Origin of the sequence: Cereibacter johrii (genome assembly GCF_001720585.1) — a bacterium.
Lineage (GTDB): Bacteria > Pseudomonadota > Alphaproteobacteria > Rhodobacterales > Rhodobacteraceae > Cereibacter_A > Cereibacter_A johrii.
Genome location: NZ_MABH01000245.1, coordinates 1 through 14705, shown reverse-complemented (window position 1 = coordinate 14705; position 14705 = coordinate 1). Strand labels below are relative to the sequence as shown.

Genomic DNA, 14705 nt, shown 5'->3' with positions numbered 1-14705 from the left:
CGCGGTAGCAAGGGGCGCACAACTCTCTCTTGGGGATGGCAGCCCCTCCCGCCGCCCTGAAGGAGGCGAGAGCCATGCCACTGCACTTGCGACAGTGATCCGGGCAAGAACAGCGGCAGAGCGGTGGGACCGGATGCCGCGGGAAAGGCCGACGACGACGGATGCGCCGTCACCGCCGTTCCATCCGACTTGAGGTCAAGACTTCACATCGGGGGGTGAAAGCGTGCGGCGGGACGCGACATGGCCCGCGCATTGGTCCCGCTCGAGCGCAAGATGCGACGGATGTCCGACTTCGCAGCCGGTGTCCGAAGCAAGCCGAGGGCCCGATGACGGACGCGCAGTCCGAGCATTGAAGCGCCCCCTGCGACCGCCCTGCCGGTCGCCCTTGGCAACGCCACCCTCGGCAGGGGCCGCGATCTGGCGGCGCGGCTGGGTCCGTGCCTCGTCAGGAAAGGACCGGCCGCGGGCCAGAGCGTCCCCAATTCGCAAAGCGAAGCGGCGCTCTCCCCGCAGGAGACAGATCCGCCGCGCGCGCGCCGCCCTTCTCGCGCGGACGAGGAGGAACGCAGCCGGCAGTCCGGTTGCGCAGGCGGATGCGCTCTCCTCCCGATGTCGCCGGTATCGTGCTTGCAGATGGCCTGAACCGTCCCGGCGCTCCTGCGCCCGAACCGATCTCCGACCCGGGCCGCGGGCTCGCGGCATGCGCGTCCGTCCAGCCGTGGGACGGGCCCCACATGCGGCAAACGCCGAAGCCAGTCCGATCCGTGAACGGCACCTCGACCCCTTCGGTCAGAACCGGCCTCCAGCACCAGCCCCTCACAAGGATCGAAACGCGCGGCCTCCCACCGTGGCCGCGCCGGTTTGTACAGACGGATCACGCTCTCACGCGATCGGAGCTGTCACCGCGGCAGCCCGCCCGTCTTTCACTCTGCCCAAATATCCTCGGGGGTCCGGGGGCAGACAGCCCCCGGAGGTCGCAGCCGGGACCGGCCTCAGCCGATCGCGGCCGCCTTCACATCCGCATCGATGAAGGGGACATATTGCGCAAAGTTGTTGGCAAACATCTCCACCAGCTTCTTCGCCTGCTGGTCGTAGGCCGCCGGATCGGCCCAGGTCGAGCGCGGATCGAGCAGCTTCGCATCCACCCCATGCAGTTCCACCGGCACCTCGAAGCCGAAGTTCGGATCGCGCCGGAACTGGACACCCGAGAGCGAGCCGTCGAGCGCCGCGGTCAGCAGCGCGCGGGTGGCCTTGATCGGCATCCGCTTGCCGGTGCCGTAGGCGCCGCCGGTCCAGCCGGTGTTCACGAGCCAGCAGGTCGCGCCGTGCTTGGCGATCTTTTCCTGCAGGAGCTTGCCGTAGACCTCGGGGCGCCGCGGCATGAAGGGAGCGCCGAAGCAGGTCGAGAAGGTCGGCTGCGGCTCGGTCACGCCACGCTCGGTGCCGGCCACCTTCGAGGTGAAGCCCGACAGGAAGTGATACATCGCCTGCGCGGGCGTCAGCCGCGCGATGGGCGGCAGCACGCCGAAGGCGTCGCAGGTCAGCATGATGACGTTCTTCGGATGGCCGCCGAGCCCGCTCTCGGACGCGTTCGAGATATAGTCCAGCGGATAGGCGCAGCGCGTGTTCGCCGTCAGGCTGTCGTCGTTGAAGTCGAGCTCGAGCGTCTCTTCGTCATAGACCATGTTCTCGACCACGGTCGCGAATTTCGAGGTCGTGGCATAGATCTCGGGCTCGGCTTCGGCCGAGAGATTGATCGTCTTGGCGTAGCAGCCGCCCTCGAAGTTGAAGGTGCCCCGGTCCGACCAGCCGTGCTCGTCGTCGCCGATCAGCGTGCGCGACGGATCGGCCGAGAGGGTGGTCTTGCCGGTGCCGGAGAGCCCGAAGAACACCGCCGCATCGTCCGTGTCGCCGAGCGCGTGGTTGGCCGAGCAGTGCATCGCCATCACGCCCTTGCCGGGCAGGATGTAGTTCAGCAGCGTGAAGACCGACTTCTTGTTCTCGCCAGCATATTCGGTGTTGGCGATCAGGATCAGCTTGCGCTCGAAGTTGAGCACGATCACCGTGTCGGTGCGGCAGCCGTGGCGGGCCGGATCGGCCTTGAAGGAGGGGCAGTTGATGACCGTCCAGTCGGGCACGAAGCTGTCGAGCTCGGCGCGCTCGGGGCGGCGCAGCATGTGGCGGATGAAGAGGCCGTGCCAGGCAAGCTCGGTCACCATCCGCACGTCGAGGCGCAGCTCGGGGTCGGCGCCGGCGAACAGGTCCTGCACGAAGTAGGTGCGGCCCTTCATGTGCTCGAGCATGTCGGCGTGAAGCCGGTCGAAGGCGGCCGGATCCATGGGAGCGTTGTTCTCCCACCAGATCGTGTCTTCCACCGACGGCGTGCGCACGACGAACTTGTCCTTGGGCGAGCGGCCCGTGAAGGCCCCGGTCGAGCAGAGGAACGCGCCTCCGCGGCCCAGCCGGCCTTCGCCGCGCTTCACGGCCGCTTCGACCAGCGCGGGCTCGATGAGGTTGTAATGCACCTCGCCAAGTCCAGTGATGCCTTGTGCGTCCAGCGTCTGCGCTGGGTTCACGCGTCCGAAATTCATCCTGCAAGCTCCCCGATGCCGCGCGAGCGGCTGTTTCCGGTCCTCCAACGGCATCCTGGGCCAATAGGCTGCCGGTCGGCCCCGGAGACGGGTGCCGACAGGGAAAGGGTATAGCATGACGGTGCCACGCGACAACAGAGTGACAGCAAGACGTTAGCGCAACCAGCGACAGGTTGGCGCAACCTCCGGGCATCGGTTGCGACAAATCGGCCGTTCCGTCGCGAACCGCGGACCGGCAACCGGAGGAGGAGCCGACCGATTCGCAGAAGCCTATTGATTCCTTCGGCGGAAACCGGATCATGAGGCCCGTTGGTCAGGCAGGCATTCGGAGTTGGGACATGTCCAGGATTGCTCTCGTGGACGACGATCGCAACATCCTGACTTCGGTCGCCATGACGCTCGAGGCGGAAGGGTTCGAGGTCGAGACCTACAACGACGGGCAGTCGGCTCTCGAGGCCTTCAACAAGCGGATGCCCGACATGGCCGTGCTCGATATCAAGATGCCGCGCATGGACGGAATGGACCTGCTCCAGCGCCTGCGGCAGAAGTCCGCGATGCCCGTCATCTTCCTGACCTCCAAGGACGACGAGATCGACGAGGTGCTGGGCCTGCGCATGGGCGCGGACGATTATGTGAAGAAGCCCTTCTCGCAGCGCCTTCTGGTCGAGCGGATCCGCGCGCTCCTGCGCCGGCAGGAGGCGATCGCGGGCGGCGAGGCCGAGACGCAGGAGGAAAGCCGCATTCTCGAGCGCGGCAACCTGCGGATGGATCCGCTGCGCCACGCGGTGAGCTGGAAGGGCCGGGACGTGTCCCTCACGGTGACCGAGTTCCTGCTGCTGCAGGCCCTCGCGCAGCGGCCCGGCTTCGTCAAGAGCCGGGACCAGCTGATGGATGTGGCCTACGACGATCAGGTCTATGTCGACGACCGCACGATCGACAGCCACATCAAGCGGCTGCGCAAGAAGATGCGCGCGGCGGATTCCGATTTCGCCGCCATCGAGACCCTTTACGGCATCGGTTACCGCTACAACGAGGAGTGAGGGTGCCGGGGAGGACGCGGCCATGACCGCCCTTCGGATCTTCGGCCGGTCCAGGGCCGACGACGGGGCCTCCGCGCAACGTCCGGGCGACGTGATCCTCGGCGAGGACTGGACCGCGCCCGGTGCAGATGGCGAACCGGGGCTGCAGAAACGGCGGCGGCGCGGCTTCATCGCGCTCAACCGGTCGCCGCTGGCCCGCAAGATCATCCTCTTCAATCTTCTGGCCCTGGTGATCCAGGTTTCGGGCGTCCTTTTCACCAACCCGTTCCGCGAGAACCTCGTCCTCCAGCGCGAGCGGGCGCTCGTCTCCGAGGCCCGCCTCGTGGCCAATGTCTTCGAGGCGCGGCTCGCGGCGGTGCCGGGGGCGACCCTCGATGCGCCGAAGGGCATCGACATCCCCGCCACGCTCGACGCCGTTGCGGTCGACCCCGTGGTCGACCTCTTCATCCTCGACACGGCCGGGGTCGTCGTGGCCTCGGACCGCGGCACCCGCCAGCCGGTGCCCGAGGACCAGCGTTCGACGCTCATCACCGATTTCCTCAACGGACTGTGGGACACGGTCTCGAAGACGCTGGCATGGGGCGAGGCGCCGCAAGCCGAGATCGACGCCAGCGCGCTTGCCCGCCAGGTCTTCTCGGGCGCGCGCGAGGGGCGGACGACGATCAACACGGGGCGCGACCGCAACGGAGGCGCGCTCTTTTCGGTCGCAACGCCCATCCTCGACGGAGAGCGCGTGATGGGGGTCGTGGCCATCACCTCGGCCGCGGGCGAGATCGACAGGCTGGTGCGCTACGAGCGCGAGCAGATCCTGCAGATGTTCGTGGTGGCGCTCTTCGTCTCCATCGGGCTCAGCCTCGTGCTGGCGTCGACCATCGCCAATCCGCTGGCCGATCTCGCGGCCGCGGCAGAACTCGGCCGGGACCGCGACGCGCGCAAGATGGCGCCGGGCCGGGTGCGGATCCCGGATCTCACGGCACGCCCGGACGAGATCGGCCGCCTGTCCATCGCCATGCGCGGGATGGTGGCGGCGCTCTACGACCGGATCGACGCGAACGAGCAGTTCGCCGCCGATGTGGCGCACGAGATCAAGAACCCGCTCGCCTCGCTCAGGTCGGCCGTGGGCACGCTGCGGCTGGCCAGGCGCGAGGACCAGCGCGAGCAGCTCCTCGATGTGATCGAGCATGACGTGCGCCGTCTCGACCGGCTGGTCAGCGACATCTCGAACGCCTCGCGCCTCGACAGCGAGCTGGTGAAGGAGGAGGAGGAGGAGTTCGACCTGCTCCCCACCATCGCGAACCTCGGCGATTATCTCGGCCGTCAGGCGGCGGAGAAGGGGGTGGATTTCATCGCCGACCTGCCGTCCGAACCCATGCGCATCCGCGGGCTCGAGGCGCGGCTGGCACAGGTCTTCGTCAATCTCATCTCCAACGCACTCTCCTTCTGCGAGGAGGGCGATGCGGTGCGCGTCTGGGCGCGGCGGCGCGAGAACCGGGTGTTGGTCGTGGTCGAGGACACCGGCCCCGGCATCCCCGAGGAGGCGCTGACGAAGATCTTCCGCCGCTTCTATTCCGAGCGCCCGCCGGGCCAGTTCGGAAACCATTCGGGGCTGGGGCTCGCGATCTCGAAGCAGATCGTCGAGGCCCACGGCGGCGTGATCTGGGCCGAGAACATCCGCCCCACCAGCGCCGACATCACCTCCGAGCCGCTGGGTGCGCGCTTCGTCGTCGGCCTGCCGGTGTGACCGGGGCGGACTGCACCATCCTGCACGCGAGCTGCGTGGCGCTCGACGGGCGCGGGCTGCTGATCCTCGGACCGTCGGGCTCGGGCAAGTCGTCGCTCGCGCTCGAACTGATGGCGCTCGGCGCGGATCTGGTCGCCGACGACCGGACGGAGATTGCAGGGCAGGGGCCGGATCTGGTGGCCCGCTGCCCTCCGGCCATCGCGGGTCTGATCGAGGCCCGCGGGCTGGGGATCCTGCGGGCGCCTGCCATTCACGAAGCGCGAGTGACACTGGCTGTCGAATTGGGCAGGTCCGAAACGGAACGCCTGCCACATTTCCATAACATTCAGGTGCTCGGACGGCCTCTCGACCTTGTGCTCGGCCAGGAAGGCCGCCATTTTCCCTCTGCGCTGCTGCTGCGACTCCGGTCGGGGCGCGTCGCGTGAACGCAACAGATCCTGGACCGAATGGTAGAGCCAGTGCAGGAATACCGGCTCGTGCTGGTCACCGGTCCTTCGGGAGCGGGACGCACGACTGCGATCAATGCGCTCGAAGACATGGGCTATGAGGTCATCGACAACCTGCCCCTGTCCTTCGTGCCCCGGCTGATCGAGGGACCCTCGATCGGGCGGCCGATCGCGCTGGGCCTCGATGTGCGCAACCGCGACTTCAACGCCACGGCACTGATCGAGCTGATCGACCGGCTGACGCAGGATCCGCGCGTGGCGCTCGAGGTGCTCTATGTCGACTGTTCCGCCTCCCAGCTGATCCGCCGCTACAACCAGACCCGACGCCGCCATCCGCTGGCCCCGGCCGAGACGCCCGCCGAGGGGGTCGAGCGCGAGATCGACCTGCTCGCCCCGGTGCGCGTCCGGGCGGACCATCTGATCGACACGTCAGAGATGTCGCCGCACGATCTCAAGGCCGAACTCTCGCGCTGGTTCGACCGCGGTGCGGCAACCCGTCTGGCGGTGTCGGTGCAGTCCTTCTCCTACAAGCGGGGCGTTCCGCGCGGGGTGGACATGATCTTCGACTGCCGATTCCTGAAGAACCCCTACTGGGTCGAGAGTCTGCGGGCCCTCGACGGCCGGGATGCGTCGGTGGCCGACTATATTTCCTCGGATCCCCGCTTCGTCCCCTTCTTCGAGAAAATCCGCGATCTGGTGCTGTTCCTGCTGCCGGCGCAGCTCGAGGAGGGAAAGGCCCATCTGGCCTTGGGCTTCGGCTGCACGGGCGGGCAACACCGATCGGTCGCAGTTGCCGAACTTCTGGGCAATGCGCTTGCAGAAGCGGGCTGGCCGGTGTCAAAACGACACAGGGAACTTGAACGCAGGGCGGCCGCTGTGCTCCCCACGCATCAGGGTGAGAAGGCGTGATCGGTATCGTCATCGTTGCTCACGGCGGCCTCGCGCGGGAATATCTCTCGGCCGTCGAGCATGTGGTGGGCAAACAGGAGGCCATGGCCGCCATCGCCATCGAGGACGATCACGACCGGGCCGCGAAGCAGGCCGAGATCAGCGCCGCCGCGCGGTCGGTGGACCGGGGCGCCGGCGTCGTGGTGGTGACCGACATGTTCGGCGGCTCGCCCTCGAACCTGTCGCTGCCGGCCTGCACGGCGCGCGACCGTCGCATCATCTACGGCGCCAACCTGCCCATGCTCATCAAGCTTGCCAAGTCGCGCGAGCTGACGGTGCCGGAGGCGGTGTCTCTGGCCCTCGATGCGGGCCGCAAGTATATCAACAGCCTCGACCTTGGCAGCGGGATGGAATGATCGAACGAGAGCTTCTCATCGTGAACGAAAAGGGCCTGCATGCGCGGGCCTCGGCCAAGTTCGTCGAAGTCGTGGAGCGGCATGACGCGCAGGCCGAAGTCTCCAAGGACGGGATGGTGGTCTCGGGCGACTCGATCATGGGTCTCCTGATGCTCGCCGCCTCGCGCGGGACCTCGATCCGGATCAGAACCATGGGCTCCGAGGCCGCCGCGCTGGCCGAGGCCCTCTCGGCGCTGGTGGCGGACCGCTTCGGCGAGGATATGTGACCGCGACGGCGGGCGCCTCCGGGCCTCGCCCTCCTCCCTGAAGGGGCCGCTCTCTGGGACAAGCCGCCTCACCCCGCCCGGGGTCGGTTGCCGTCCCGCAAGTTGCATGGTGAGCTTGTCAGGCCGGGGCGCGCGCCCGGCGTGGTGACAAGGGATCTCACGAGTGACACGGGTTTATCCGGGTTTCGACCTGTTGCGTCTGCTGGCCGCGGCCGGCGTGGTCTTCTCCCACGCCTTCCTCATCATGGAGCTGACCGAGGCGGCCGAGCCGCTGAAGGCCGCAACGGGCACCATCCTCGGCCTCTATGCGGTGATGATCTTCTTCATCCTGAGCGGCTTTCTCGTGACGGACAGTGCGCTGCGGTCGCAGGGCGTGCTCGATTTCGCCGCCAAGCGGGCGCGCCGCCTGCTGCCGGGGTTCGTCGCAGCGAACCTGATCGTGGCGCTCGTGATCTGCCCGCTCTTCGCGACCGAGGGTGCCGCGGCCTTTCTTGGGCAGCCCGCCAGCTGGGAAGCTCTGGGCCGGGTCCTCCTCCTGCAGGATCCGAGCCTGATCTTTCCGGGGCGCGTCAGCTTCTTTCCTGCCGAGGGCGAGGCGGCGTGGGTGGCTTGGGTGGCCAATGGCGTGCTCTGGACGATCCGGATCGAGATCACCTGCTATCTCGTCGTCGGGCTGCTGCTGCTCGTCGGCATGGTGACCCGCGGGGCCGTCCTCGCGCTCGTCTGCGCGGCCGTCTTCGCGACGCTCACGCCGGCCTTCTATGTGTCGGATTACCTCAACTGCCTGATCTACCTCGGCCCGTCCTTCGCGGCGGGGATGGCGCTGCGCCTGCTTCTGCCCGAAGGCCATCGCGCCGACGGCCGGATCGCCGCGGCCAGTGCCGCCATCCTCGGGGTGCTGATGCTGAAGATGGGCGGCTGGCACGAGGTCGAGGGGCTGCTCTTCCCGCTCTTCGCGGCCTATCCGCTGATCTGGTTCGGCCAGCAGGAGCGCGCGGGCCTCGGCGTCTTCAGCCGGTTCGGGGATCCGTCCTACGGCATCTATCTCTGGGGCTGGCCGGTGCAGATGCTGCTGCGCGCGCTCGTGGGGCCCGGCTGGTCGGGCTGGGCCTTCGCCGCCCTGTCGCTGCCCGCCGCCGCGGCCGTGGGCTGGCTGTCGTGGATCCTCGTCGAGCGGCGGTTCCTGCACCGCCGCCCGCGGGGAGCTTCCTACCGCGTCGGCACCGGCGTCTCGCCGCGGTAGTCGTAGAAGCCGCGGGCGGTCTTCCGGCCGAGCCAGCCCGCCTCGACATATTTCACCAGAAGCGGGCAGGGCCGGTATTTCGTGTCGGCCAGCCCGTCGTGCAGCACGTTCATGATCGCAAGGCAGGTGTCGAGCCCGATGAAGTCCGCGAGCTCCAAGGGCCCCATCGGATGGTTCGCCCCGAGCTTCATCGACTCGTCGATCGAGCGCACCGAGCCCACGCCTTCATAGAGCGTGTAGACCGCCTCGTTGATCATCGGCACGAGGATGCGGTTGACGATGAAGGCCGGGAAATCCTCGGCGCTGGCGGCGGTCTTGCCGAGGCTCTGGACCACCTTGAGCAGCGCCTGATAGGTCGGATCGTCGGTCGCGATGCCGCGGATCAGCTCGACGAGCTGCATCACCGGCACCGGGTTCATGAAGTGGAAGCCCATGAATTTCTCGGGCCGGTCCGTGCGCGAGGCAAGCCTCGTGATCGAGATCGAGGAGGTGTTCGAGGTCAGGATCGTGTGCGGCAGAAGATGCGGCACCAGATCCTCGAAGATCGCCTGTTTCACCGTCTCGCGCTCTGTCGCGGCCTCGATCACGAGGTCGCTCTTGGCGATGTCGGTGAGGGTCAGGGTGGTGCGGATCCGCCCGAGCGCCGCCGCCTTGTCCTCGGCCGCGATCTTCCCGCGCGAGACCTGCCGCTCCATGTTGCGCTCGATGGTCGAGAGCGCCTTGTTCAGCCCTTCGGCGCTGATGTCGTTCAGCAGCACCTCGTAGCCCGCGAGCGAGAAGACATGCGCGATACCGCTGCCCATCTGTCCCGCGCCCACGACGCCGACCTTGCGGATCTCCATGCCGTCCCTCCTGCTTGCTCGCGCGAACATTAGGCGGAGGCCCATGGCGCACGCAAGGGCGGCCCCTGCCCGCCGCAGGCCGAGACTTCGCGTCAAATGCGGCTTTTAGGCATTTGGCAACAGCTCCTCCGCATCGTGGCCGATGGGTGAACTATCGAGGTGGGTGTCATGGCCTTCGCACATCAGGGCGAAAGCGCCCTGGAGTATTATCCCTGCCGGTACGGCGGGTCGCGTCTGATGTTCCGCGGCCCCCGCCGCAGCCTCGACGGGCCCTTCTGTGCCGTGCTGGGCGGAACCGAGACCTACGGCAAGTTCGTGCCGCGGCCCTATCCCGCTCTGGTGGAAGAGGCGACGGGGCTGCGGCTGGTCAATCTCGGCTGCATGAATGCCGGGATCGACGTCTATCTCAACGATCCCGCCGTCACGCAGGTGGCCTCGAAGGCGACGCTCGCGATCCTGCAGGTGGTGGGGGCTGCAAATCTCACCAACCGGCTCTACTCGGTTCATCCGCGGCGGAACGACCGGTTTCTGGCCGCCTCGCCGGTGCTTCAGACCATCTACCGCGAGGTGGATTTCGCCGATTTCGCCTTCACGCGGCACATGGTCCAGACGCTTCACGCCGTCTCGCCCGAGAAATTCCTGCAGGTCGAGGCCGAGCTCAGGGCAGCCTGGATCGCGCGGATGCGCACGCTGCTGGGGCGGATCAGTGCGCCGACGCTGCTTCTGTGGATCGCGGATCATCCGCCGCCGGACGACGGGCCGCTCACGCCCGATCTGACGCCGCTTCTGATCGATGCGGGCATGATCGCGGCGGTGCGGCCCCATGCGAGCCATTACCTCCAGATCGTCACCTCGCGCGAGGCCGAGGCCCGCGGGACGGAAGGGATGCGCTTTGCCCCGCTCGATGCGGCCATCGCGGCCGAGCTGCCCGGCCCGGCCGTTCATGACGAGATCGCGGCGGCGCTGGCCCCGTTCCTGAGGGACCTGATGTGAAACGGGCGCCCCCGAGGGGCGCCCGTCTGCAATCTGCCCGGATCGGTTCAGAGCTTGCCGGTCAGTTCCGGCACGAGGCTGAAGAGGTCGCCCACGAGGCCGTAGTCGGCCACCTGGAAGATCGGCGCCTCCTCGTCCTTGTTGATGGCGACGATGATCTTCGAATCCTTCATCCCGGCGAGGTGCTGGATCGCGCCCGAGATGCCCACGGCGATATAGAGCTGCGGCGCCACAACCTTGCCGGTCTGGCCCACCTGCCAGTCGTTCGGCGCATAGCCCGAATCGACCGCCGCGCGCGAGGCACCCACCGCCGCGCCGAGCTTGTCGGCCAGCTGCTCGATCATCGCGAAATTCTCTTCCGAGCCGAGCCCGCGGCCGCCCGAGACCACGATCCGCGCCGAGGTCAGTTCCGGCCGGTCGGAGGCGGCAACCTTGTCCTCGACCCACGACGACAGACCGCTGCCGGCCGTGGCCGCAATGGTCTCGACCGGGGCCGAGCCGCCCTTGCCGGCGGCCTCGAAGGTGGCCGTCCGCACGGTGGCGACCTTGGTCGCATCCGAGCTCTTCACCGTCTGGATCGCGTTGCCGGCGTAGATCGGACGCTCGAACGTGTCGGCATCCACCACCGCCGTGATCTCCGAGATCACCATCACGTCGAGAAGCGCAGCCACCCGCGGCAGCACGTTCTTGGCCGCGGAGGTCGCCGGCGCGAGAATGTGGCTGTAGCCCGGCGCGAGGCCGAGGATCAGGTCGGCCAGCGGTTCGGCAAGGCCGTTACCATAGGCTGCGTCGTCGGCCGCGAGCACCTTGGCCACGCCGTCGAAGGTCGCGGCTTCGGCCGCGGCGGCGTCCACGCCCGTGCCCGCCACGAGCACGGTCACATCGCCCAGGGCCTTCGCCGCGGTCAGCGCCTTGGCGGTCGAATCCGCGCCCAGCGTGCCGCCGGTCACTTCGGCAATCAGAAGAACGGCCATCAGATCACCCCCGCTTCGTCTTTCAGTTTCGCGATCAGCTCGTCGACCGAGCCCACCATCACGCCGGCCTTGCGGCCCGCGGGCTCGGAGGTCTTCACGACCGACAGCCGCGGCGTCACGTCCACGCCGAAGTCGGCCGCGGTCTTTTCTTCCAGCGGCTTCTTCTTGGCCTTCATGATGTTGGGCAGCGAGGCATAGCGCGGCTCGTTCATCCGCAGATCCACCGTCACCACGGTCGGCATCTTGACCCTGATGGTCTGCATGCCGCCGTCCACCTCGCGGGTGACCACGGCCGCATCGCCCTCGACGGTCAGATCCGAGGCGAAGGTCGCCTGGCTCCAGCCGAGCAGCGCCGACAGCATCTGCCCGGTGGCGTTCATGTCATTGTCGATGGCCTGCTTGCCGCAGATCACGAGGCCGGGCTGTTCGGCCTCGACCACGCCCTTCAGGATCTTGGCCACCGCCAGCGGCTCGATGTCCTGATGCACGTCCGAAGCCGCCTCGACGAGGATCGCGCGGTCCGCGCCCATGGCGAGCGCCGTGCGCAGCGTCTCCTGCGCCTGCTTCACGCCGATCGAGACCACCACCACCTCGGTCGCCGTGCCGGCCTCGCGCAGACGGATCGCCGCTTCGACCGCGATTTCGTCGAACGGGTTCATCGACATCTTCACGTTCGCAAGATCGACCCCGCTCCCGTCCGCCTTCACGCGAACCTTCACGTTGTAGTCGATCACGCGCTTGACAGGCACCAGAACCTTCATCAGTGGCAATCTCCCTTCTCATCCGCCCTCGCGGGCAAGCTCTCCGCGATGTTGTTAGCCGCATCGAACCTGCCGCAACAGATCAAAACCGACCGTCAACCTCCGTCCGACGTCGCGTCTTCATGCGTCCTTATGCCTCACGCGTGAGGCCGGGAACCCAGAGCACGTCGGCACGCCCGTCGTCGTTGGCGATCCGTCCGGCGACGAAGAACCAGTCGGAGAGGCGGTTCAGGTAGCGCAGGGCCTCGGGATTGACCGACTCCACGGTGGCCAGTTCGACCAGTTCGCGCTCGGCCCGGCGGCTCACGGTGCGGCAGAGGTGGAGCTGGGCCGCCAGCGCCGAGCCGCCCGGAAGGATGAAGCTGCGCAGCGGCTCGAGCCGCGCGTTCATCCCGTCGATCTCGCGCTCGAGCCGGTTCACCTGGGCGGCAATGATGCGGAGCGGCGTGTAGTCCGCCTCGTGGTCGCGCTCCATCTCGGGGCGGCAGAGGTCGGCGCCGAGGTCGAAGAGGTCGTTCGAGATCCGGGCGAGCGCCTCCTGCATCTCGCCCTGCGCATGGAGCCGGGCGAGGCCCACCGTGGCGTTGGTCTCGTCGACCGTGCCGTAGGCTGCGACGCGGGGCGAGTGCTTGGCCACCCGTGCGCCATTGCCGAGCGCCGTCTCGCCGGCATCGCCGGTGCGCGTGTAGATCCTCGACAGAACGACCATTAGAACCCTCCCGATTGCCGCCAGGCCATGAACAGCAGGATGAGAGCGATCGCGATCGCCTGCGCGATGATGCGCCAGCGCATCAGCCGGTTGGCGTGCTTGCGGTTGAACTCGCCGCCGCGCGCGAAGCCGCCGATCCCGACCATGAGGACGACGAGCACCGCCAGCACGGCCAAGGCGACGACGATGAACAACGGGTCCTGCAGCATGGCTCTCCTCCCGATTTGTCGGCGTGATGTAGCGGCCCGGGCGGAAAAAGCGACTCATTTCCGCCGCATCTTATCGATGAGAGACCGCGGGATGGGCTTGGGGTCCGCCCGCGAGGGAGCGGAGCTGGCTCCCTGACGCCATGGCTGCGCGCCTTCGGGCGCGCGCCGGATGTGCCGCCCGCGGAAGGGGTCAGCGGCCGAGCACCCGGTCGAGGGCCGCGGTCGGCAGGAGCCTCCGCAGCACCCAGGCGGTGCGGCTCGGCACGGTGATCCGGTAGCGCGCGCGGGGGCGAGGACTTTCCAGCGCCTGCACCAGCCGTTCCGTGACCGCGGAGGGCGGCAGCTGCCAGCGATCCTCGCCGCCCTCGTAGAGCCTGCCCAGAAGCCCGCGATACTGGTCGGCGCGGGCTGAGGCCCTCCAGTCGATCCAGCGCTCGAAATGCGGGATGGAATTCTCGCGGATCCGCGAGGCGATGGGCCCCGGCTCCAGCAGGATCACCCGGATCGGCGTCTCGGCCATCTCGATCCGCAGCACGTCGGTCAGCCCCTCCATGGCGAATTTCGAGGCGACATAGGCGCCGCGCCAGGGATAGGCCACGAAGCCCAGCACCGAGGAGCAATTGACGATCCGCCCGTGCCCCTGACGGCGCATGATCGGGATGACCCGCCGCGTCAGGTCGTGGACACCCACGATATTGGTCTCGAGCACGGCCCGCAGCGCCTCGCGCGGCAGATCCTCGACCGCGCCCGGGCAGGCGAAGGCGCCGTTGTTGTAGAGCGCGTCGAGCGTGCCGCCGGTGCGGCGCGTGGCCTCCTCGACGGCGGCGGCGAGGCTTTCGGGGTCATCGTAGTCGAGCCGGAAGCTCTCGAGCCCCTCGGCGCGGAGGCGTTCGCAGTCATCTTCCTGCCGGCAGGTGGCGAAGACCCGCCAGCCGCGGCTCGCAAGTCCCCGCGCCGCGTCGAGCCCGATGCCCGACGAGCAGCCCGTGATCAGAACGCTTTTCATCCCAAGCCCCGCCCTTGCCTGCGCTCCTCTTGGCGCAAAGGGCGGGGAAGGCCAAGGGGCCGGCGCCGCCTCGGGGCGCAATCCTGTTAGGGGAGGGGCGCCGCCGCCGCGGACGGCACCGGAGGCGAGGCGGCACCTCGTGGCGAAGGAAGCGCGGGCGTCCGATCGGCAAGACGCGGTGTCCGATACCGCGGGCGGAGTGACGCCGCGAGAAGCCCCTGGGCATGACCGGCGTCGTCAGCGCCCTGCGCGCAAGGTGACGGCCAGCCCGATCCGCCAAGACGGGCCGGGATCAGAAGGCGGTGCCGGGTGCGAGGAAGCGGGCGGCCATGTAGCCCGCCACGCCGTCGCCTTCGATGCGGATCGGGGCCCAGCTGCCCTCCTGCGGGCCGTCGACCAGCACCGCGTCTCCGCGCAGCACCCGGCCGACCACCGGATAGGTCGTCGAGGGGCCGCTGCGGACATTGACCGCATCGGCCGTGACATGGCGCACCTCGCCCGCAGGCTGGAGCTTCTCGGCGACCGTGGCGGCGGCCGGCACGGGCTGCGGCACGCGGGCCTCGGTCGCGCGGGGCGGCAG

The 14705-nt window shown here is 68.3% G+C and carries 16 protein-coding genes; 8 read left to right on the top strand and 8 right to left on the bottom strand.

The genetic code is table 11. The features are described 5' to 3' along the window. Window positions 1-992: 992 nt before the first annotated feature. On the bottom strand, window positions 993-2591 hold the full coding sequence (locus A9O63_RS20485) for a phosphoenolpyruvate carboxykinase (RefSeq protein WP_069333548.1): 1599 nt from the start codon (window positions 2589-2591) through the stop codon (window positions 993-995). 338 nt (window positions 2592-2929) lie between these two features. Between A9O63_RS20485 and A9O63_RS20480 the strand changes: the two genes are divergently transcribed. From A9O63_RS20480 to A9O63_RS20450, 7 genes are all read left to right on the top strand, one after another. Continuing rightward, window positions 2930-3631 carry a response regulator transcription factor gene (locus A9O63_RS20480; protein WP_069333547.1) on the top strand — a complete coding sequence of 234 codons (702 nt, stop codon included), beginning with the start codon at window positions 2930-2932 and terminating at the stop codon, window positions 3629-3631. Window positions 3632-3653: 22 nt separating this feature from the next. Beyond that, window positions 3654-5372: a sensor histidine kinase gene (locus A9O63_RS20475; protein WP_069333546.1), complete on the top strand. Its 1719-nt coding sequence runs from the start codon at window positions 3654-3656 to the stop codon at window positions 5370-5372. Further along, entirely contained in the window at window positions 5369-5797 is a 429-nt protein-coding gene (locus A9O63_RS20470) for an HPr kinase/phosphorylase (protein ID WP_069333545.1), read from the top strand. The genes A9O63_RS20475 and A9O63_RS20470 overlap by 4 nt, the downstream gene beginning before the upstream one ends. A 21-nt stretch (window positions 5798-5818) precedes the next feature. After that, window positions 5819-6727: an RNase adapter RapZ gene (gene rapZ / locus A9O63_RS20465; protein WP_069333544.1), complete on the top strand. Its 909-nt coding sequence runs from the start codon at window positions 5819-5821 to the stop codon at window positions 6725-6727. Then, a complete protein-coding gene (locus tag A9O63_RS20460; RefSeq protein ID WP_002722435.1) occupies window positions 6724-7122 on the top strand; it encodes a PTS sugar transporter subunit IIA in 399 nt (132 codons plus the stop codon). Before rapZ ends, A9O63_RS20460 begins: the two co-directional genes overlap by 4 nt. Beyond that, window positions 7119-7388 carry an HPr family phosphocarrier protein gene (locus tag A9O63_RS20455; RefSeq protein WP_069333543.1) on the top strand — a complete coding sequence of 90 codons (270 nt, stop codon included), beginning with the start codon at window positions 7119-7121 and terminating at the stop codon, window positions 7386-7388. Before A9O63_RS20460 ends, A9O63_RS20455 begins: the two co-directional genes overlap by 4 nt. A 163-nt stretch (window positions 7389-7551) precedes the next feature. Then, the gene (locus tag A9O63_RS20450) at window positions 7552-8631 is read left to right on the top strand and encodes an acyltransferase family protein (protein ID WP_069333542.1); all 1080 of its coding nucleotides are present in this window, start codon (window positions 7552-7554) and stop codon (window positions 8629-8631) included. Here the strand turns inward: A9O63_RS20450 and A9O63_RS20445 are convergent. Then, entirely contained in the window at window positions 8598-9473 is an 876-nt protein-coding gene (locus A9O63_RS20445; protein ID WP_069333541.1) for a 3-hydroxybutyryl-CoA dehydrogenase, read from the bottom strand. The two genes, A9O63_RS20450 and A9O63_RS20445, sit on opposite strands and share 34 nt — an antisense overlap. Window positions 9474-9641: 168 nt before the next feature. Here A9O63_RS20445 and A9O63_RS20440 point away from each other — a divergent pair, with 168 nt between their 5' ends. Further along, window positions 9642-10466, top strand: a complete 825-nt coding sequence (locus A9O63_RS20440; protein ID WP_069333540.1) for a DUF6473 family protein — start codon at window positions 9642-9644, stop codon at window positions 10464-10466. A gap of 47 nt (window positions 10467-10513) precedes the next feature. Here the strand turns inward: A9O63_RS20440 and A9O63_RS20435 are convergent, their stop codons facing one another. From A9O63_RS20435 to A9O63_RS20410, 6 genes are all read right to left on the bottom strand, one after another. After that, window positions 10514-11440, bottom strand: a complete 927-nt coding sequence (locus tag A9O63_RS20435) for an electron transfer flavoprotein subunit alpha/FixB family protein (RefSeq protein ID WP_069333539.1) — start codon at window positions 11438-11440, stop codon at window positions 10514-10516. Beyond that, complete coding sequence (locus tag A9O63_RS20430; RefSeq protein WP_069333538.1) at window positions 11440-12201, bottom strand: electron transfer flavoprotein subunit beta/FixA family protein; 762 nt, start codon at window positions 12199-12201, stop codon at window positions 11440-11442. Before A9O63_RS20430 ends, A9O63_RS20435 begins: the two co-directional genes overlap by 1 nt. A 130-nt stretch (window positions 12202-12331) precedes the next feature. Further along, a complete protein-coding gene (locus A9O63_RS20425) occupies window positions 12332-12910 on the bottom strand; it encodes a cob(I)yrinic acid a,c-diamide adenosyltransferase (protein WP_002722447.1) in 579 nt (192 codons plus the stop codon). Further along, complete coding sequence (locus tag A9O63_RS20420; protein ID WP_015921885.1) at window positions 12910-13119, bottom strand: twin transmembrane helix small protein; 210 nt, start codon at window positions 13117-13119, stop codon at window positions 12910-12912. Before A9O63_RS20420 ends, A9O63_RS20425 begins: the two co-directional genes overlap by 1 nt. Before the next feature lie 190 nt (window positions 13120-13309). Next, entirely contained in the window at window positions 13310-14125 is an 816-nt protein-coding gene (locus A9O63_RS20415; RefSeq protein WP_069333537.1) for an SDR family NAD(P)-dependent oxidoreductase, read from the bottom strand. Between the two features lie 292 nt (window positions 14126-14417). After that, a partial coding sequence (locus A9O63_RS20410) for an SH3 domain-containing protein (RefSeq protein WP_167354645.1) occupies window positions 14418-14705 on the bottom strand: 288 nt, incomplete at its 5' end.